This window comes from Streptomyces sp. NPDC052043, from assembly GCF_044548235.1.
In the GTDB taxonomy this organism is placed as follows: Bacteria; Actinomycetota; Actinomycetes; order Streptomycetales; family Streptomycetaceae; genus Streptomyces.
On sequence record NZ_JBIUBT010000004.1, the window covers coordinates 425347 to 443503 of the forward strand.

The window sequence follows — 18157 nt, forward strand, 5'->3', positions numbered from 1 at the left end:
GTTTGCCCGAGCCGCAGCAGCCGCACTGACCTGGACTGGACGGTGCTGCACGCGGCGCGGACCGCTCCTGTTCGAGCGGCGGCAGGCACGGGTCGTCGTCTATCCTCCGATTCGAGTGGAACCGCATTCGGTGCCACGACGTCGCTTGAGGAGGTGGGTCCGGTTCCCGGTACCGACGCAGGGGCCGACAACGGCCAGGCGGAGCAGCCCGAGGGCCGGGGCGCGCGGGCGTCCGCGGAGTCGACCGCCCAGCGCAGCGCGCGCTTCGAGCGGGACGCGCTGGAATTCCTCGACCAGATGTACTCGGCGGCGCTGCGCATGACGCGCAACCCGGCCGACGCCGAGGACCTGGTGCAGGAGACCTACGCCAAGGCGTACGCGTCCTTCCACCAGTTCCGTGAGGGCACCAATCTCAAGGCGTGGCTGTACCGGATCCTCACCAACACCTTCATCAACTCGTACCGCAAGAAGCAGCGCGAGCCGCAGCGCAGCGCCGCCGAGGAGATCGAGGACTGGCAGCTCGCCCGCGCCGAGTCGCACATGTCGACCGGTCTGCGCTCCGCCGAGTCGCAGGCGCTCGACCACCTGCCCGACTCGGACGTGAAGGAAGCGCTCCAGGCGATCCCCGAGGAATTCCGCATCGCCGTCTATCTCGCGGACGTGGAAGGCTTTGCGTACAAGGAGATCGCGGACATCATGGGGACACCCATCGGGACGGTGATGTCTCGGCTGCACCGGGGCCGTCGTCAACTGCGCGGCATGCTCGAGGACTACGCCCGCGAGCGCGGACTGGTCCCGGCCGGCGCCGGGGAGTCGAACGAAGCGAAAGGCTCGGGCTCATGAGCTGCGGAGACCCGCACGAGACGGACTGCAGTGAGGTGCTCGACCACCTCTACGAGTTCCTCGACAGTGAGATGCCGGACGTCGATCGTGACAAGTTCGAGCACCACTTCGAGGAGTGCTCGCCGTGCCTGGAGAAGTACGGCCTGGAACAGGCCGTGAAGAAGCTGGTCAAGCGGTGCTGCGGACATGACGACGTCCCCGCCGACCTGCGTGCCAAGGTCATGGGGCGGCTCGATCTCATCCGCTCCGGCCAGGCCGTCCCCGAGCACGACGTGACCGCGGCACCGGTGACTCCGCAGGAGTCCTGACCCGCCGCGCCGGGCCGTCCGGCGCGCCGCCGGGCTCCCCGCGCCGCCTGTGCGCGCACCCGGCGCTCGCACACGCGTCGGACCCGCTTCGGGCGCCGGCCCGGACGCTCTTCACTCGAACGCGCTAATCCCCGGGTCTTCGGCCTGTGGGCTCCCCACTGTGCGCCCTACGCTCCCACCGCGGACAGGCATGACCGGGGAGGGGCGGGGGGCGGCATGGAGGCGGTTCCACCGCGGGCCCGTGCGTATGTCGCCTGTGCCGTCCTCGGCGCCCTGGCCTGTCTGCTGCCGCTGCCGGTGACGCACACCCCCTGGTGGCCGGTCGCCCTGCTCACCGCGGTGTACGCCGGGTGCGGGCGGTTCGCCCGGCACGGCTTCGCCGGGCCCTTCCACCCCGTCCTGCTCGCGGCCGCCTTCCTGCTGCCGCCGGCCGCCGCCGCGGTCGTCCCGCTGCCGGGCGTCCTGCTCGACCGCGCCGGACAGCGGCCCGAGGCGCTGCGCCGGATCTGGCGGGCCGCGCAGCTCGCCCTCGCGGTCTGGGCCGCCGCCCGGGTGCACGGGGCGCTGGGCGGCCGGGATGCCGTCGCCGGGTGCGACTTCCCCTCCGTCCTCCTCCCCGCGGGCGCCGCCGTGCTCGCCTTCTGCCTGGTGCTGACGGCGCTGGACGGCGGGGTCCTCGCGCTCGTCGAGCACGTTCCGGCCCGGCGGGCGTGGCAGGGGCTGTTCGCCCGGTCGCTGGCGCCCGTCGCGGTGCACGGGCTCGCGGGACTGATGATGGCCGTGCTGTGGCGCAGCCCCTACGGGCCGGTCGCCGCGCTGCTCGTGCTGCTGCCGATGTGCGTGTCCGGGTGGGTGTACGCCCAGTACCACCGGGAGCGGTCGGCGCACCGGGCCACCATCCGCGCACTGGTGCAGGCCGTCGACATCAAGGACGGCTACACGCGCGGGCACAGCGAGCGCGTGGGGCAGGCGTCCATGTTGATCGCGCGCGAGCTGGGCATGGACGACGAGCGGGTCGAGGTGCTGCGGTTCGCCGGCATCCTGCATGACGTGGGCAAGCTGGGCGTCCCCACCCGGCTGCTGCGCAAGGACGGGCCGCTGACCGCCGAGGAGCGGCGTGTGATCGAGCTGCACCCCGAGTACGGGCACGAGATGGTGCGCGGGATCTCCTTCCTGGGCGAGGCCCGCTCGGCGATCCTGCACCACCACGAGCGGCTCGACGGGAGCGGCTACCCGTACGGGCTGAGGGGCGGCCGGATCCCGGAGAGCGCGCGGGTGGTGGCCGTCGCGGACGCCTTCGACGCGATGACGTCCACCCGGTCCTACCGGCGGGCCCGGCCGGTCGTCGCCGCGCTGGCGGAGCTGGAGCGCTGCGCGGGGACGCAGTTCGACCCGCGGATGGTCACGGCGCTGGCCCGGGCCCTGGACCGGTACGGCTGGCACCCGGCGGTCACGGCGCAGGACGGCACCCCCGTCGCCCCGCCGGCGCCGTTTTGCGCCGTCCCGGGCGACTCGGGCCCGTCGTCGGCGGCTCCCGGCGGCGCGCAGGGCACCCCCGTCGTCGCTTCGGCCGCGGCGCCCGGAGGGGGAGACGAGCCCGTCCTGCCGCCGGGGTCGTACGCGGCCGAGGACCGCGGTGCCGGTGGCGGGCCGGGGCGGTCCGCGGGCGGTCGGCCGGAAACCCGTCGATGAGCCGGCGCCTCCTGCTGCTCCTCATCCGCGGCTCGGCGGTCCTGGTCGCCCTGCTGTCCCTCACCGTCACCCTGTGGACCGGACTCGCGGAGCGCGGCGCCGCTCTCGCCTTCGGGATGCTGGTCCTCGTCGGCGAGCTCACCCGGTGGACCGGGTCCGGGTCGCGGGAGGCCGCGCCGCTCGGCGCCGCCGGGGCGCTGTCGTACGCGCTGCTGGGCGAGGACGCCGGCCGGCCCAGCCACCACGGCGCCTGCCAGGTCGTCGCCGTGGTGCTCGCCGCCTGCCTCCTGGGCGGCGTGCCGCACATCGCGCGCGGGCGCGGGTGGACGCCCGACCACCTGGCGCGGCGGATCCTCACCGTCGCCTTCGCCGCCGTCTGCTTCCAACCCCTCTACGGCAAGGGGGTGTTCCGGGGATGGGTCGGTCCGGCGTACGCCCTGCTGCTGCTCGCGCTCCTGGTGCTCACCGCGCTGTGCGGCGCCGTGCTCGCCGCCGCGCAGGCGCACTGCCGCACCCGGTGGCCGTTCGGCCCGCTGCTGCGGGAGGAACTGCGGGGCCTGCTCGGGATCGGCTCGGCGGTGTGCGCGACCGGCGCGGTCATGGCCCTCGCCGTCGCCGTGGCCGGACTGTGGGCGCTGCCCGTGTTCTCGCTGCCGCTGCTGCTCACCCAGCTGTCCCTCAGGCGGTACGCGGCCGTGCGGAGGACCTACTGGCAGACCATCGCCTCCCTCGCTCGGGCCACCGAGGTCGCCGGGTACACCCCGGCCGGGCACGCCCGGCGGGTGGCCGCGCTCAGCCGGGCCGTGGGCCGGGACCTGGGCCTGACCGAACCGGAGTTGACCGTCCTGGAGCACGCGGCCCTGATGCACGACATCGGGCAGCTCAGCCTGGTCGACCCGGTGCCCACCGGGGCCACCGCGGGACTGCCCGCCGAGGAGCAGCGGCGGATCGCGCTGCTCGGCGGGGCCGTGGTGCGGCAGACCGGGGTCGGCGCCCGGGTCGCGGTGGTGGTGGAACGGCAGGCCGACCCCTGCCGGCGGCAGCCGCTGCCCGCGCGGATCGTGCGGGCCGTCAACGCCTACGAGGAGAAGGCGCGCGACGCCGGGCCCGGCGGCCCGCTCAGGGCCCTGGAGGAGCTGCGTCTTGCGGGGGCCGGCGTGTACGCCCCCGAGGTGGTGGAGTCGCTGGGCCGGGTGCTGTCGTGGGAGGTCCCGGCGCTTCCGGTTCTTCCCGGCGAGGGGTAACCCATGGGTAATGAGCCTCCCTCCAGTCGTACGTGGTTGGATGCGAATGAGAGGGTGTCCGGGGCAGAAGCCGGCCCACTCGACGGAACTGGCAGGCGGGAATCGTGAGGATCTTCGGCAAGGGACGGCACCGGCCCTCCGCCTCCTGGCGGCAGGCCACCGACCGGGCGTTCACCCTGATCGGCGACGGCCGGTACGAGGACGCGGGCGCGCTGCTGACACGGGCCGCCGATCTGGAGCCCTGGCTGGCCGAGTCCTGGTTCAACCTCGCCCTGCTGCACAAGTTCCGGCACGACTGGGAGCAGGCGAGGGCGGCGGGCCTGCGGGCCGTGGCCCTGCTGGAGAAGGAGACCGGCGCGCCCGACTGGTGGAACGTCGGCATCGCCGCCACCGCCCTCCAGGACTGGCCGCTGGCCCGGCGGGCATGGCAGGCGTACGGCCTGAAGGTGCCCGGAGGCGCGGCCGCCGCCGGGGAGCCGACGGGCATGGAGCTGGGCAGCGCGGCCGTGCGGCTGTCGCCCGAGGGCGAGGCCGAGGTGGTCTGGGGACGACGCCTGGACCCGGCCCGGATCGAGGTGCTGTCCATCCCGCTGCCCTCCTCGGGGCGGCGCTGGGGCGAGGTCGTGCTGCACGACGGAGTGCCCCACGGGGAGCGCACCACCGCGGCCGGCCACACCTACCCCGTCTTCGACGAGATCGAGCTGTGGGCGCCCTCTCCGGTGCCCACCTGGGTGGTCCTGCTCGAGGCCGCCACCGAGGCCGACCGGGACGCGCTGGAGCAACTCGCCGCCGACGCCGGCTTCGCCGCCGAGGACTGGTCGTCGTCCGTGCGGCTGCTGTGCCGGATGTGCTCGGAGTCGCGGATGCCGTCCGACGAGGGCGACGGCGTGCACCTCGACCCGCACGACCACAGCGAGCCGGGGCACCCCGGGCCGCTCGGGCACCGCACCGACGGGCAGCTGTGGGTGCCGGAGCGGGAGTGCGGAGTGGCCGCTCCGGCGTCCCTGGTCCGCGGGCTGCTGGACGGGTGGGTGGCCGACAGCCCGGACTCGCGGGACTGGCGGGACCTGGAAGAGGTGTGTTGAGGGCGTCGGCCCGGCGCGGGCCGGCCGAGTCCTCGCGGCACGGTCGCATATCGGACACTCCCGGGCCCGGTCGGGGCTCCGGGCCCCGTACCCTGTAGCAGAGTTCACTCCCCGTTCTTGTCAGGAAGGCGTACGTCGGTCATGGCGCAGCAGGACACCGATCAGCAGCACGCGGGCGTGCTCCCCGTGGACGACGAGGGGTACGTCGTCGACTCGGAGGACTGCGAGGAGCGCGAGGCGGCCTGGTGTGAGCGCGGTACCTCCCGGCCCATCACGGTCGTCGGGAACCCCGTGCTGCACAAGGAGTGCAGGGACGTCACCGACTTCGGCGAGGAGTTCCAGCAGCTGGTCGCGGACATGTTCGCCAGCCAGCGCACCGCCGAGGGCGTGGGCCTGGCCGCCAACCAGATCGGCGTGGACCTGAAGGTCTTCGTCTACGACTGCCCGGACGACGAGGGCGCCCGGCACGTGGGGGTCGTCTGCAACCCCAAGCTGGTCGAGCTGCCCGCCGAGCGGCGCCGTCTGGACGACAGCAACGAGGGCTGCCTGTCCGTGCCCACCGCCTACGCGCCGCTCGCCCGCCCCGACTACGCCGAGGTCACCGGGCAGGACGAGAAGGGCAACCCGATCAAGGTCCGGGGCACCGGCTACTTCGCGCGGTGCCTCCAGCACGAGACGGACCACCTCTACGGCTACCTCTACATCGACCGGCTCTCCAAGCGGGAGCGCAAGGACGCGCTGCGGCAGATGGCCGAGAACGAGCCGCGCTACCCCGTGGTGGCCAACGACTGAGTCCCTGCCGCCCGTTGGGGCGCGAGTGGCCCGTGCGTACGGCGCCCGACCGGAACATCCGGTCGGGCGCCGTACGTGTGTCCGTCATGCCTTCGATCCCTTGTGCGCTCCTGGTGATTCGTATTCAGTCACACAAGGGGAGATTCTCGGCATCCCGGGGTGGCGAATGCGGCAAATCCATTCCCAGAACGGTCAGTTGTGGTGCTGAATGGAGGTGCGGGGATACGCGACGGCGTGCGCCCGGCACAACGGAAGAGGTGTGCGCCACCGGCGGCTGAGAGGGGTTTGTTCGTGCCAGCTTTCCCATACAGCACCACAGCGACAACGACGGTGGTCACGGTCCCACCATCGCTCGCACTTCCGGTGATCGAGGAGGGGTTCCCCAGGCAGTTGCACGGGTATTGGCCCCAACTCCACGAGAACACGCGCGGCTGGCTGCTGGAAAAGCGGCTCATGTCGGCGGACATGGTGGAGGAACACGCCGACAGCCTGTGCTACACCGGCCTCATGGCGGGGTACTACATCGGTGCCCCCGACGAGGTGATCCAGGCGATAGCGGACTTCGCCGCGTGGTTCTTCCTCTGGGACGACCGCCAGGACCGTGACGTCGTCCACGGTCGGCCCGCCGCCTGGGAGCGGCTGTGCCGCACGATGCACGCGGTCCTGGACTCCCCCCAGGACCACCTGCACCACGAGGACCCCCTGGTCGCGGGGTTCGCGGACAGCGTGCGGCGGTTCTACTCGTTCCTGTCGGCACGGTGGAACGCCCGCTTCGCGCGGCACTTCCACGCGGTGATCGACGCCTACGACCGGGAATTCCGCAACCGCACCGGGAACGTCGTGCCCACGGTCGAGGAATACCTCGCGCTGCGCCGGTTCACCTTCGCGCACTGGATCTGGACCGATCTGCTGGAGGCGTGTGCCGGCCGTGAACTGCCGGACGCGGTCCGGAAGAATCCCGCGTACCGGCGTCCCGCGCTGCTCAGTCAGGAATTCGCCGCCTGGTTCAACGATCTGTGCTCACTGTCCAAGGAAATAGCGGGCGACGAGGTGCACAACCTCGGGATCAGTCTCGTCAAGCACGACGGGCTGAGCCTCGAGGAGGCTGTCGCAGAAATGCGCGGGCGCCTCGAGGAATGCGTATCCGAATTCCTGGTCGCGGAGCAGGAGGGATTACGTTTCGCCGACGGCCTGGCGGACGGCACGGTACAGGGAAAGGAACTGAGTGCCGCCGTGCGCACCTGCCTCGGCACTATGCGGAACTGGTTCAGTTCCATCTACTGGTTCCACCTCGAGTCCGGCCGGTACACGGTCGACGACTGGGAGGACCCGGCCACACCCCCGTACCTCGACGACGAGGGGGCGGGCGGGAAATGACCGCCGCGTCGGCGCGGTCCGCAACCCGGCGCCCCGCACCCGGGCCGCACGAGCCACCGGTGGCCGGGGGCGGGGTGCCGCTTCTCGGCCACGGTCTGAAACCGGTCCGCGATCCGCCGGCCTTCCCTCAGTCCCGACTACCTCATCTCCGGCCCGCCGTACCGGCTGTCGCTGCCGGCCAACCTCGGAACACGGCGACCGGATACGCGCGGAGGTCGAATCCGTGGCCGGCGGCCGCCCAGTCGGATTCGACGACATCCGCGGGCTCACGCACACCAACAATGTCGTCGTGGAGACGATGCGTTTGCGGCCCGCCGTATGGGTATTGACGCGGCGGGCGGTGGCCGAAACCGAACTCGGTGGCTATCGCATTCCGGCCGGGGCGGACATCATCTACAGCCCGTACGCCGTCCAGCGTGATCGGCGCTCGTATCCGGACCATCTGGAGTTCGACCCCGACCGCCGGCTTCCCGAACGCGCCAAGGACGTACCGAAATGCGCCATGAGCCCGTTCGGCGTGGGTAACCGCAAGTGCCCAAGTGACCTTTTCTCGATGGCGCTTCTGAGTCTGTTCACCGCCGCGGTGGCGACGAGGTTCCGCTTCGAGGAGGTTCCCGGGTCGAACGGCACGCCCCGGGTCGGCATCACGCTGCGCCCGCAGCGGATGCTGGTGCGGCCGGTGCTCAGGTGACGTGAGCGGCGCGGCGCGCGTTCAGGCGGCCCGCGGGCCCCGGAACGCGCGCCGGTAGGCGTTCGGGGTGGTGCCCAGCGCGCGGACGAACTGGTGCCGCAGTGCCGCCGCCGTCCCGAACCCCGTACGGTCCGCGATCGTGTCCATGGTCTCGTCCGTCCCCTCCAGCAACCGCTGTGCCAGCAGCACGCGTTGGCGCAGGAGCCAGCGGTAGGGAGTGGTGCCCGTCTCCTGCTGGAAGCGGCGGGCGAAGGTACGCGGCGACATGTGGGCGCGGGCGGCGAGCTGCTCGACGGTGACCTCCTGGTCCAGGTGTTCCTCCATCCAGACCAGCACCTCGCCCACCGTGTCGCAGGAGGACTTCGGCAGCGGCCGCTCGACGTACTGGGCCTGCCCGCCGTCGCGGTGCGGGGGCACCACCATCCGCCGGGCGATCCTGTTGGCGACCTCCGGGCCCTGCTCCTTGCGCACGATGTGCAGACAGGCGTCGATGCCGGACGCGGTGCCGGCCGAGGTGATCACCGGGTCCGCGTCCACGTACAGCACGTCCGGCTCGACCACGGCCCGCGGGAACCGCCGGGCCAGTTCGTCCGCGTGCCTCCAGTGCGCCGCGCAGCGCCGCCCGTCCAGCAGGCCGGCGGCGCCCAGCACGAAGACGCCCGAGCAGACGCTGAGCACCCGCGCGCCCCGGTCCACCGCCCGGCGCAGCGCGGCCAGCAGCTCGGGCGGGTAGCCGCGGGAGGTGACGGCGTCGGCGGCCGGCACCGTGATCAGGTCGGCCTCCTCCAGCCGGTCCAGCCCGTGCGGCGTCGAGACCGTGAGGCCGGGGACATGGGTGCGCAGCGCCGGGCCCTCCGCGGAGACGACCGCGAAGTCGTACACCGGCAGCCCCTCGTCGCTGCGGTCCAGTCCGAACACCTCGCAGACCACGCCGAGCTCGAAGGGGTGCACTCCGTCCAGCAGCACGGTGGCCACGTTCTTCAGCATGGGTCCAGTGTGCCCCCGCGGTGGCAGGATTTTGAAGGTGTACGGCAGTCCTGCCACTCACGGTGAGGAGTACCCGGCGCCACAGTGGTGTCCATGACCACGACACAGCTGCAAGGCCTGATCTCGATGCTCTTCGTCCTGGGGCTCCTGGTCCTCATGGTCCTGCCGTCGGTGGTCGGCATCGTCCACGACCGACGTGCCGACCACCGGATCCGTCAGGCCCAGGAGGACCGGGAGGCCGGGGAGATCCCCGACGAGGCTCAGAAGTCCTCGTCGAGGTCGACGGTGCCCTCCACCGCCACCTGGTACGCCGACGGGCGCCGCTCGAAGAAGTTGGTCAGCTCCTGAACGCCCTGGAGCTCCATGAAGGAGAAGGGGTTCTCGGAGCCGTACACCGGGGCGAAGCCGAGGCGCGTCAGGCGCTGGTCGGCGACGCACTCCAGGTACTGCCGCATCGAGTCGGTGTTCATCCCCGGGAGGCCGTCACCGCACAGGTCGCGCGCGAACTGGAGCTCGGCCTCGACGGCCTCCCGCAGCATGTCGGTGACCTGCTGCTGGAGCTCGTCGTCGAAGAGGTCGGGCTCCTCCTTGCGCACGGTGTCCACCACGTCGAAGGCGAAGGACATGTGCATCGTCTCGTCGCGGAACACCCAGTTGGTGCCGGTGGCCAGACCGTGCAGCAGGCCGCGGCTGCGGAACCAGTAGACGTAGGCGAAGGCGCCGTAGAAGAACAGGCCCTCGATGCACGCGGCGAAGCAGATGAGGTTGAGCAGGAAGCGCCGGCGGTCCGCCCTCGTCTCCAGCCGGTCCAGCTTCTCCACCGAGTCCATCCACCGGAAGCAGAACTCGGCCTTCTCCCGGATCGAGGGGATGTTCTCCACCGCCGCGAAGGCGGCGGCGCGGTCCTCGGGATCGGGCAGGTAGGTGTCGAGCAGCGTCAGGTAGAACTGGACGTGGACGGCCTCCTCGAAGAGCTGGCGGGACAGGTACAGCCGCGCCTCGGGGGAGTTGATGTGCTTGTACAGCGTCAGCACCAGGTTGTTCGCCACGATCGAGTCACCGGTGGCGAAGAAGGCCACCAGCCGTCCGATCAGGTGCTGCTCGGCCGGGCTCAGCTTGGCGAGGTCGGCGACGTCCGAGTGGAGGTCGACCTCCTCCACCGTCCAGGTGTTCTTGATGGCGTCCCGGTAGCGCTCGTAGAAGTCCGGGTAGCGCATCGGACGGAGCGTCAGTTCGAAGCCGGGGTCGAGCAGGTTCTTGGTCTCGCTGGTCATTACTGGCAGGCCTCGCAGGACTCGGGGTTCTCAAGGGAGCAGGCGATCGCGTCGGCGTCCGGCGCCGCCTGCTGGACGGGGACGGTGGCGGGAGTCTGGGCCCGAGCCGCGCGGGCGATACGGGTCGCCGGGCGGGAGCGCAGGTAGTACGTCGTCTTCAGACCCTGCTTCCAGGCGTAGGCGTACATCGAGGAGAGCTTGCCGATGGTCGGCGTCTCCATGAACAGGTTCAGGGACTGGGACTGGTCCAGGAACGCGGTGCGCGCCGCGGCCATGTCGATCAGACCGCGCTGCGGGATCTCCCACGCCGTGCGGTACAGCGTCCGCACGTCCTCGGGGATCCAGGCGAAGCCGGCCACCGAGCCGTTCGCGTCGCGCAGTGCCTCGCGGGTGCGGGCGTCCCAGACGCCGAGCGCCTTCAGGTCGTCCACCAGGTACGAGTTGACCTGCAGGAACTCCCCGGAGAGCGTCTCACGCTTGAAGAGGTTGGAGACCTGCGGCTCGATGCACTCGTACACGCCCGCGATCGAGGCGATGGTGGCGGTCGGGGCGATGGCGAGCAGCAGCGAGTTGCGCATGCCGACGGCGGCGATCCGCTCGCGCAGGGCCGCCCAGCGCTCCGGCCAGGTCAGCTCGACGTCGTAGTGGTCGGGGTGCAGCACACCCTGGGCCGTACGGGTCTTCTCCCACGCGGGCAGCGGGCCGTTGCGCTCGGCGAGGTCGGCCGACGCCTCGTACGCGGCGAGCATGATCCGCTCGGCGATACGGGTGGACAGGGCCTTGGCCTCAGGGGAGTCGAAGGGCAGCCGCAGCTTGAAGAACACGTCCTGGAGGCCCATGGCGCCCAGGCCCACCGGCCGCCAGCGGGCGTTGGAGCGGCCCGCCTGCTCGGTCGGGTAGAAGTTGATGTCGACCACGCGGTCCAGGAAGGTGACGGCGGTGCGGATGGTCGCGTCCAGCCGCTCCCAGTCGATGTCCCCGCCGGCCACGAACGCGCCCAGGTTGACCGACCCCAGGTTGCACACCGCCGTCTCACCGTCGTCGGTGACCTCCAGGATCTCCGTGCAGAGATTGGAGGAGTGGACGACGTGACCGGGCTGCGCCGTCTGGTTGGCGGTGCGGTTGGCGGCGTCCTTGAAGGTCATCCAGCCCTGGCCGGTCTGCGCGAGGGTGCGCATCATACGGCCGTACAGCTCGCGGGCCGGCATGGTCTTGCGGGCCAGTCCCCGGGCCTCCGCGGCGCGGTACGCGGCGTCGAACTCCTCGCCCCACAGGTCGGTCAGCTCCGGCACGTCCGCGGGGGAGAACAGCGACCACTGCCCGTCGGCGTTCACCCGGCGCATGAACTCGTCCGGGACCCAGTGCGCGAGGTTGAGGTTGTGCGTCCGGCGGGCGTCCTCACCGGTGTTGTCGCGCAGCTCCAGGAACTCCTCGATGTCGGAGTGCCAGGTCTCCAGGTAGACCGCGGCGGCGCCCTTGCGCCGGCCGCCCTGGTTCACGGCGGCCACCGAGGCGTCCAGGGTCTTCAGGAACGGCACGATGCCGTTGGAGTGCCCGTTGGTGCCGCGGATCAGCGAACCGCGGGAGCGGATGCGGGAGTAGGCGATGCCGATGCCGCCGGCGTGCTTGGACAGCCGGGCGACCTGGAGGTAGCGCTCGTAGATGGAGTCCAGCTCGTCCTTGGGGGAGTCGAGGAGGTAGCAGGACGACATCTGGGGGTGGCGCGTGCCGGAGTTGAAGAGCGTGGGGGAGGAGGGCAGGTAGTCGAGGCGGCTCATCAGCCCGTAGAGCGCCGCGACCTCGTCGACGGACCGCGCGGTGTCGTCCTGCGCGAGACCGGCCGCGACCCGCAGCATGAAGTGCTGGGGCGTCTCGATCACCTTGCGGGTGATCGGGTGCCGCAGCAGGTACCGGCTGTGCAGGGTGCGCAGGCCGAAGTAGCCGAAGCGGTCGTCGGCGGCCCGGTCGATCAGCGCGTCCAGGCGGTCGGCGTGGGCGCGTACGAACTCCGCGGTCCGGTCGGCGATGAGGCCCTCACTGTGGCCCACGGCGACCGAGTCGGTGAAGGAGACGACGCCCTGGGAGGCGGCCTCGGCGCGGACGGTGAGGGTCAGCAGCCTGGCCGCCAGCCGGGAGTAGGCGGGGTCCTCGGAGATGAGCCCGGCGGCCGCCTCCGTGGCGAGCTCACGCAACTCGGCCTCGTCGGCCCGCGCCGACCGGCCGCGCAGCGCGGCGGCGGCGACCCGGCCGGGGTCGGCGTCGGGGAGGTCGGCGGTCAGCTCGGTCAGGGTCCGCAGCAGTACGGCACCTGGACCGTCGGTTTCCGTGGCTGTGACTGAAACCGGGTCGGCTGGCGCGATGGTCACGTGGAGCTCTCCCTCGCTCGGCACGGGGACTCGCACAGGGCAGGGGGCAGCACACGAGCGCACGCGGCGCCGCGCCCACCAGCCCATTCCGCGAGGCCCGGACGTCAGGGCACCCGGACCGGACGGCCGGGCGCGCTGTCGGCAGGTCCTCGGACTGACGCTCGTGGCGGCCCATGGGGCATATGCGCACGAGTACACCGTTGCGGGACAGTTCCGGATTCGCACCGGATTCCCCTGCGGCGACAGTGAGCACGAGCATACATCTTGTGCTGAGTGAGTCGGGCACCCCCATATGTTGTGCCGCGTCGACTCCGGAGCGTGTCAGAATGTCAACTCGTAGGTGAGCAGCGTGATGTCGTCCAGCTCCGGGAGCGGGTTCCAGTCCCGCCCCGGCGTGCGGACGAAGCCCAGGCGCTCGTAGACGCGGTGGGCGGTACGCATGGAGCTCTGGCTGGACAGCACCACGCGGACACAGCCCTCCACGGCCCGTGCCCGGTCCAGACAGGCCCGTACGAGGGCCTCGCCGACTCCTCTGCCGCGCGCCGCGTGCGCGACCGCGAGCATCCGTATCTCGGTCTCGCCGGGGCCGGCGAGGTCGGCCATGGGACCGGCGCCGGGGACGAAGGTCACCCCGCCGAGCACCTTCCCGTCCGCCACCGCCACCAGCACCTCGGCCGCGGCCGCCCGCTTGGCCACGTTCCGCAGCTCGACGAGATATCCGTCGCTCTCGCCGAAGTCCAGCAGCCCGTCCTGGAGGTAGGCCTGGGCGGTGATCTCACCGAGCGTGCCGTACTCGCCGGGTTCCACCGGCCGGATCGCGAAGTCCATGGGCCCGAGTCTGCCGTACGGGCCCGGCCGTGGGCCGCCGGATTTCTCTCCGGCGGCCCACGGGGTGCCCGGTGCTACTGCGGGGCCACCGCCGTGGCCGGCGGGAGCTCCGCCTCGACACCCGGGTCGCCGGCGTCCGCCGTGTAGTCCTCCGGCCGGGTCTCGTCCACGCCCTCGGGCGCCTTGACCGCCCTCAGCACGAACGTCAGGACCACCGCGACGGCCGCGTTGAGCACGAACGCCGTCAGACCGATGTAGCCGATCTCGCCGAGGCCCGGGATCTCCTTGGCCGAGCCGCCGAAGTGCTTCTGCGTCGGCGAGGCGACCCCGTAGGCGGCGACCGTGCCGTAGACCATGCCGACCGCCCAGCCCGCCAGCAGCGCCCAGCGGTGGAACCAGCGCGTGAACAGGCCGCCGACCAGGGCCGGGAAGGTCTGAAGGATCCAGATCCCGCCGAGCAGCTGGAAGTTGATGGCGACCGTCTTGTCCATGGTCAGCACGAACACCAGCGCGCCCACCTTCACCAGGAGCGACACGATCTTGGAGACGCGGGTCTCCTCCCTCGGTGTCGCGTGCGGGCGGAGGAAGTCCTTGTAGATGTTGCGGGTGAACAGGTTCGCGGCCGCGATCGACATGATCGCCGCCGGCACCAGCGCGCCGATGGCGATCGCCGCGAACGCCACGCCCGCGAACCAGTCCGGGAACATGTTCTCGAACAGCTGCGGAATGGCCAGCTGGCCGTTCTTCACCTGCACGCCCGCCGCGATCGCCATGAAGCCCAGCAGCGCGAGCAGGCCCAGCATCAGCGAGTACAGCGGCAGGATCGTGGTGTTGCGGCGGATCACCTCCCGGCTGCGCGAGGACAGCGTCGCGGTGATCGAGTGCGGGTACATGAACAGCGCGAGCGCGGAGCCCAGGGCCAGCGTGGCGTAGGTCCACTGGCCGGCCGCCGCCGGCACCAGAGAGCCCGACCCCGTCTCGGTGAACTTCTGGCCCGCCTTGGCGAACACCTCCGAGAAGCCGCCCAGCTTGATCGGGATGTAGATGATGGCCACCGCGATCACGAGGTAGATCAGGGTGTCCTTCACGAACGCGATCAGCGCGGGCGCGCGCAGCCCCGACGAGTAGGTGTACGCCGCCAGCACACCGAAGGCGATCAGCAGCGGCAGGTCCTTCACGAACCAGTGGGTGCTCTCTCCGCCGCCGACGCCCATCACGTCGAGCACGGCCTGGATGCCGACGAGCTGGAGCGCGATGTACGGCATGGTCGCGAGGATGCCGGTGAGCGCCACCGCCAGCGACAGGCTCTTGGAGCCGAACCGGCCGCGGACGAAGTCCGAGGTGGTCACGTATCCGTGCCGGTGGGACACCGACCACAGCCGCGGCAGGAACGTGAAGATCAGCGGGTACACCAGGATCGTGTACGGCACCGCGAAGAAGCCCGCCGCGCCCGTCGCGTAGACGGCGGCCGGCACGGCGACGAAGGTGTAGGCGGTGTACAGGTCGCCACCGAGCAGGAACCAGGTCACCCAGGTGCCGAACGACCGGCCGCCCAGGCCCCACTCGTCCAGGCTGTGCTCGTTCTCGGCCCGGCGCCAGCGCGCGGCCAGGAAGCCCATGACGGTGACGAGCAGGAAGAAGAAGACGCAGACGCCGAGCGCGACGCCGTTGACACCGTCCTTCACTTCACCGCACCCCCGTCCTCGGCCGTGGCGGGGTCGGCGGTCCGGGCCGCCTGCGGGGCCCGGGCGGCGCGCTGGTCACGCTGCCACAGCCGGTACGCGGTCATCGTCAGGGCCGCGGAGAGGAGCACCCACAGCATCTGGTACCAGTAGAAGAAGGGGATCCCGATGAACACCGGGTCCGTCTTCGCGTACGACCCCACCCACAGCAGCGCCACGAAGGGGGCGGCGAGGCAGAGGGCGATGGCGACCCGTAAAGGCGTCACCACCGCTCTGGTGGCTTCCGGGGCATTCGACATGTGGCGACTCCGTCCCCTAGCTGATCACCGGCGAGCGTGCGGTGCGCAGGCAATCTAGGTCACGGTGCCACGGGTGCGGAATCCCTCGTGCGTAGGACGCCGAGGAACCGCCACAAGATCCTTACTCCCCCAACGCCCTTAGTCCTGCGGGCGCTTGAGCCGTGCCACGAACTTGTAGCGGTCCCCGCGGTACACCGACCGCACCCACTCCACCGGCCGCCCCTCGCGGTCCACGGAGTGCCGGGAGAGCAGCAGCATCGGCAGGCCCACGTCGGTGCCCAGCAGGCCCGCCTCGCGCGGAGTGGCCAGCGAGGTCTCGATGGTCTCCTCGGCCTCGGCCAGATGGACGTCGTAGACCTCGGCGAGGGCGGTGTAGAGGGAGGTGTACTTCACCAGGCTGCGCCGCAGTGCCGGGAAGCGCTTGGCCGACAGGTGGGTGGCCTCGATGGCCATGGGCTCGGCGTTGGCCATGCGCAGCCGCTCGATGCGCAGCACCCGCCCCCCGGCGGTGATGTCGAGCAGTTCGGCCAGGCGGTCGTCGGCGGTGACGTAGCCGATGTCCAGCAACTGCGAGGTCGGCTCCAGGCCCTGGGCACGCATGTCCTCGGTGTAGGAGGTCAGTTGCAGCGCCTGAGAGACCTTCGGCTTGGCGACGAAGGTGCCCTTGCCCTGGATGCGCTCGAGCCGGCCCTCGACGACGAGTTCCTGAAGCGCCTGCCGCACCGTGGTGCGCGAGGTGTCGAACTCGGCGGCCAGGGTGCGCTCCGGCGGGACCGGAGTGCCGGGCGGCAGGGTCTGGGTGATGTCGAGCAGGTGCTTCTTCAGGCGGTAGTACTTGGGCACGCGCGCGGTACGGACGGTCGCCCCACCCTCGTTCTCCGCACTGCTGACGTCGGTGCTCATGCTCCGCCTTCCCGGCTTCGGTGCCGAAGCGGCCGACGTCCCATCGGCCCCGGCTCACATCGTGGCACGGCTTCGCGTGCCGGGCGGTCACCCGTACGCTCCGTGATCTCCTCTGTATACCGTCGTGACTCCGGCTGGTCTAGTCCATCATCGCGGCCCGGGCCGGTGGTCCAGCCGGCCGGCGCGGCCGCCGGGTGGCGTACGGTCGCCACTGGTCCAGTGGAACGCGAGCGTCCATTTTGCCGGACGAACAATGAAAGGTCCCTGCATATCGCGGTCCCATAACGGACCACCTGAGCGGGTCGGCGCACTCTTGACAGCCCTATTGGTCTGGGCCAAGCTCCCCCTACTGGTCTACACCATTGGTCCAGGTCCCGGCCCCACGGGCGGTTACGCGCCGACGCTCGGATGTCGCTCAACCGCGGGGAGGCAGGGGGGTTTGTGGCATCCCTGAGGAGGGTGGCGTGAAGCGCAAGCTGGTAGCCGCGATCGGTATCGCGGGCATGATGGTCTCCATCGCGGCGTGTGGGGGCGGCAAGGACGACGACGGGGGCAAGGCCAAGAGCGGCAAGGACGGCTACGCCGGCCAGACGCTCACCGTGTGGGTGATGGACGGTTCCTCCCCCGACCAGTGGCAGAAGGACGTCACCGCGGCCTTCGAGGCCAAGACCAAGGCGAAGGTCAAGTTCGAGGTCCAGCAGTGGGACGGCATCCAGCAGAGGCTGACCACCGCCCTGTCCGAGGAGAACCCGCCGGACGTCTTCGAGATCGGCAACACCCAGACCCCGGCCTACGCCAAGACCGGCGGCCTCGCCGACCTCGCGGACCTGAAGTCCTCGATCGGCGCCGACTGGACCGAGGCCCTCAACAACTCCTCCGTCTACGAGGGCAAGCAGTACGCGGCCCCGTGGTACTTCGCCAACCGCGTCGTCCTCTACAACAAGAAGCTCTGGGCCGACGCGGGGATCAAGGACACCCCCAAGACCCGTGACGAGTTCTACGCCGACCTCAAGAAGATCGGGGACAAGACCGGCGCCGAGCCGATCTACCTGCCCGGCCAGAACTGGTACCACTTCGTCGGCCTGGTGATCGGCGAGGGCGGCGACCTGGTGAAGAAGGACGGCGACAAGTACGTCTCCAACCTGGCCGACCCGAAGATCGCCGCGGCCATGGAGACCTACAAGAAGTTCCAGGCCCTGTCCAAGGCGCCCAAGGACAAGGACGAGGCCCACCCGCAGCAGGGCGAGGTCTTCGCCAAGGGCAAGGTCGGCGCCTTCATCGGCATGGGCTGGGAGGCCGGTATCGCGATCAAGGCCAACCCGAAGATCGAGAAGGAGATCGGCTACTTCACCATCCCGGGCGCCACGGCCGACAAGCCCGAGGGCGTCTTCCTCGGCGGCTCCAACCTCGCCGTCGCCGCGGGCAGCAAGAAGCAGGAACTCGCCCGTGAGTTCCTGAAGATCGCCCTGTCCGACCAGTACGAGGGCCAGCTGGCCAAGGAGAACGGCGTCATCCCGAACAAGGAGGCGCTGCAGAGCAACCTCCAGGGCAACGCCGTCGCCGAGGCCGCCGCCCCGGCCGCCGCGGGCGGTGGCACCACGCCGCTGATCCCGGAGTGGGCCGCGGTGGAGAACGACCCGAACCCGGTCAAGGCCTACATGACCGCCGTGCTCAACGGAAAGTCCCCGGCCGAGGCCGCCAAGCAGGTCGAGGGCGAGTTCAACAAGCGCCTGGCGCAGAAGCAGTAGCACCGGGTGAGCCGGGGCGGGGCGGCCGTACCACGGGC

General features: G+C 71.0%; 16 protein-coding genes, 1 pseudogene and 1 riboswitch. Of the genes and pseudogenes, 10 read left to right on the forward strand and 7 right to left on the reverse strand.

From position 1 onward, the window contains the following. The first annotated feature begins 153 nt into the window (after window positions 1–153). From sigR to ACIHCX_RS13195, 8 genes and pseudogenes are all read left to right on the forward strand, one after another. Window positions 154–843 carry an RNA polymerase sigma factor SigR gene (gene sigR / locus ACIHCX_RS13160; protein WP_400029029.1) on the forward strand — a complete coding sequence of 230 codons (690 nt, stop codon included), beginning with the start codon at window positions 154–156 and terminating at the stop codon, window positions 841–843. Next, the gene (gene rsrA, locus ACIHCX_RS13165; RefSeq protein ID WP_400029030.1) at window positions 840–1151 is read left to right on the forward strand and encodes a mycothiol system anti-sigma-R factor; all 312 of its coding nucleotides are present in this window, start codon (window positions 840–842) and stop codon (window positions 1149–1151) included. The genes sigR and rsrA overlap by 4 nt, the downstream gene beginning before the upstream one ends. A 216-nt stretch (window positions 1152–1367) precedes the next feature. Then, window positions 1368–2843 carry an HD-GYP domain-containing protein gene (locus ACIHCX_RS13170; protein WP_400029031.1) on the forward strand — a complete coding sequence of 492 codons (1476 nt, stop codon included), beginning with the start codon at window positions 1368–1370 and terminating at the stop codon, window positions 2841–2843. Further along, entirely contained in the window at window positions 2840–4087 is a 1248-nt protein-coding gene (locus ACIHCX_RS13175; protein ID WP_400029032.1) for an HD-GYP domain-containing protein, read from the forward strand. The genes ACIHCX_RS13170 and ACIHCX_RS13175 overlap by 4 nt, the downstream gene beginning before the upstream one ends. Before the next feature lie 104 nt (window positions 4088–4191). After that, window positions 4192–5172, forward strand: a complete 981-nt coding sequence (locus ACIHCX_RS13180) for a tetratricopeptide repeat protein (protein WP_400029033.1) — start codon at window positions 4192–4194, stop codon at window positions 5170–5172. A gap of 141 nt (window positions 5173–5313) precedes the next feature. Further along, the gene (gene def, locus ACIHCX_RS13185; RefSeq protein ID WP_400029034.1) at window positions 5314–5964 is read left to right on the forward strand and encodes a peptide deformylase; all 651 of its coding nucleotides are present in this window, start codon (window positions 5314–5316) and stop codon (window positions 5962–5964) included. 291 nt (window positions 5965–6255) lie between these two features. Beyond that, window positions 6256–7341 carry a multidrug MFS transporter gene (locus tag ACIHCX_RS13190; protein WP_400029035.1) on the forward strand — a complete coding sequence of 362 codons (1086 nt, stop codon included), beginning with the start codon at window positions 6256–6258 and terminating at the stop codon, window positions 7339–7341. A gap of 187 nt (window positions 7342–7528) precedes the next feature. Next, window positions 7529–8032, forward strand: a pseudogene (locus ACIHCX_RS13195) (cytochrome P450); the annotation flags it as partial. 21 nt (window positions 8033–8053) lie between these two features. Here ACIHCX_RS13195 and ACIHCX_RS13200 read toward each other — a convergent pair. Further along, window positions 8054–9019 (reverse strand): helix-turn-helix domain-containing protein, encoded by a 966-nt coding sequence (locus ACIHCX_RS13200; protein ID WP_400029036.1) that lies wholly within the window; start codon window positions 9017–9019, stop codon window positions 8054–8056. A gap of 93 nt (window positions 9020–9112) precedes the next feature. On the opposite strand from ACIHCX_RS13200, the gene ACIHCX_RS13205 reads away from it, so the two are divergent. Further along, window positions 9113–9367, forward strand: coding sequence for a hypothetical protein (locus ACIHCX_RS13205; RefSeq protein WP_400029037.1), 255 nt, complete (start codon window positions 9113–9115; stop codon window positions 9365–9367). Here the strand turns inward: ACIHCX_RS13205 and ACIHCX_RS13210 are convergent. The 6 genes from ACIHCX_RS13210 to ACIHCX_RS13235 all read right to left on the reverse strand — a co-directional run bounded on the left by ACIHCX_RS13210 (window position 9280) and on the right by ACIHCX_RS13235 (window position 16371). Further along, the gene (locus ACIHCX_RS13210) at window positions 9280–10293 is read right to left on the reverse strand and encodes a ribonucleotide-diphosphate reductase subunit beta (RefSeq protein ID WP_400029038.1); all 1014 of its coding nucleotides are present in this window, start codon (window positions 10291–10293) and stop codon (window positions 9280–9282) included. The genes ACIHCX_RS13205 and ACIHCX_RS13210 overlap by 88 nt on opposite strands. After that, window positions 10293–12659: a ribonucleoside-diphosphate reductase subunit alpha gene (locus ACIHCX_RS13215; protein WP_400029039.1), complete on the reverse strand. Its 2367-nt coding sequence runs from the start codon at window positions 12657–12659 to the stop codon at window positions 10293–10295. Before ACIHCX_RS13215 ends, ACIHCX_RS13210 begins: the two co-directional genes overlap by 1 nt. Window positions 12660–12781: 122 nt before the next feature. Further along, window positions 12782–12935, reverse strand: a riboswitch (cobalamin riboswitch). A 45-nt stretch (window positions 12936–12980) separates the two neighbouring features. After that, window positions 12981–13487, reverse strand: a complete 507-nt coding sequence (locus ACIHCX_RS13220; RefSeq protein ID WP_400029040.1) for a GNAT family N-acetyltransferase — start codon at window positions 13485–13487, stop codon at window positions 12981–12983. 74 nt (window positions 13488–13561) lie between these two features. Further along, window positions 13562–15172: a monocarboxylate uptake permease MctP gene (mctP, locus tag ACIHCX_RS13225; protein ID WP_400029041.1), complete on the reverse strand. Its 1611-nt coding sequence runs from the start codon at window positions 15170–15172 to the stop codon at window positions 13562–13564. Continuing rightward, window positions 15169–15468 (reverse strand): DUF3311 domain-containing protein, encoded by a 300-nt coding sequence (locus tag ACIHCX_RS13230; RefSeq protein ID WP_400029042.1) that lies wholly within the window; start codon window positions 15466–15468, stop codon window positions 15169–15171. The genes mctP and ACIHCX_RS13230 overlap by 4 nt, the downstream gene beginning before the upstream one ends. Window positions 15469–15606: 138 nt before the next feature. After that, window positions 15607–16371: a GntR family transcriptional regulator gene (locus ACIHCX_RS13235; protein ID WP_400029043.1), complete on the reverse strand. Its 765-nt coding sequence runs from the start codon at window positions 16369–16371 to the stop codon at window positions 15607–15609. Window positions 16372–16835: 464 nt separating this feature from the next. On the opposite strand from ACIHCX_RS13235, the gene ACIHCX_RS13240 reads away from it, so the two are divergent. Next, complete coding sequence (locus tag ACIHCX_RS13240) at window positions 16836–18119, forward strand: extracellular solute-binding protein (protein WP_400029044.1); 1284 nt, start codon at window positions 16836–16838, stop codon at window positions 18117–18119. Window positions 18120–18157: the final 38 nt, after the last annotated feature.

Coding starts and splice junctions, on each gene's coding strand:
- rsrA (WP_400029030.1), top strand. CDS start 840: ATGAGCTGCGGAGACCCGCACGAGACGGACTGCAGTGAGGTGCTCGAC.
- ACIHCX_RS13170 (WP_400029031.1), top strand. CDS start 1,368: ATGGAGGCGGTTCCACCGCGGGCCCGTGCGTATGTCGCCTGTGCCGTC.
- ACIHCX_RS13175 (WP_400029032.1), top strand. CDS start 2,840: ATGAGCCGGCGCCTCCTGCTGCTCCTCATCCGCGGCTCGGCGGTCCTG.
- def (WP_400029034.1), top strand. CDS start 5,314: ATGGCGCAGCAGGACACCGATCAGCAGCACGCGGGCGTGCTCCCCGTG.
- ACIHCX_RS13200 (WP_400029036.1), bottom strand. CDS start 9,019: ATGCTGAAGAACGTGGCCACCGTGCTGCTGGACGGAGTGCACCCCTTC.
- ACIHCX_RS13205 (WP_400029037.1), top strand. CDS start 9,113: ATGACCACGACACAGCTGCAAGGCCTGATCTCGATGCTCTTCGTCCTG.
- ACIHCX_RS13210 (WP_400029038.1), bottom strand. CDS start 10,293: ATGACCAGCGAGACCAAGAACCTGCTCGACCCCGGCTTCGAACTGACG.
- ACIHCX_RS13220 (WP_400029040.1), bottom strand. CDS start 13,487: ATGGACTTCGCGATCCGGCCGGTGGAACCCGGCGAGTACGGCACGCTC.
- ACIHCX_RS13230 (WP_400029042.1), bottom strand. CDS start 15,468: ATGTCGAATGCCCCGGAAGCCACCAGAGCGGTGGTGACGCCTTTACGG.
- ACIHCX_RS13235 (WP_400029043.1), bottom strand. CDS start 16,371: ATGAGCACCGACGTCAGCAGTGCGGAGAACGAGGGTGGGGCGACCGTC.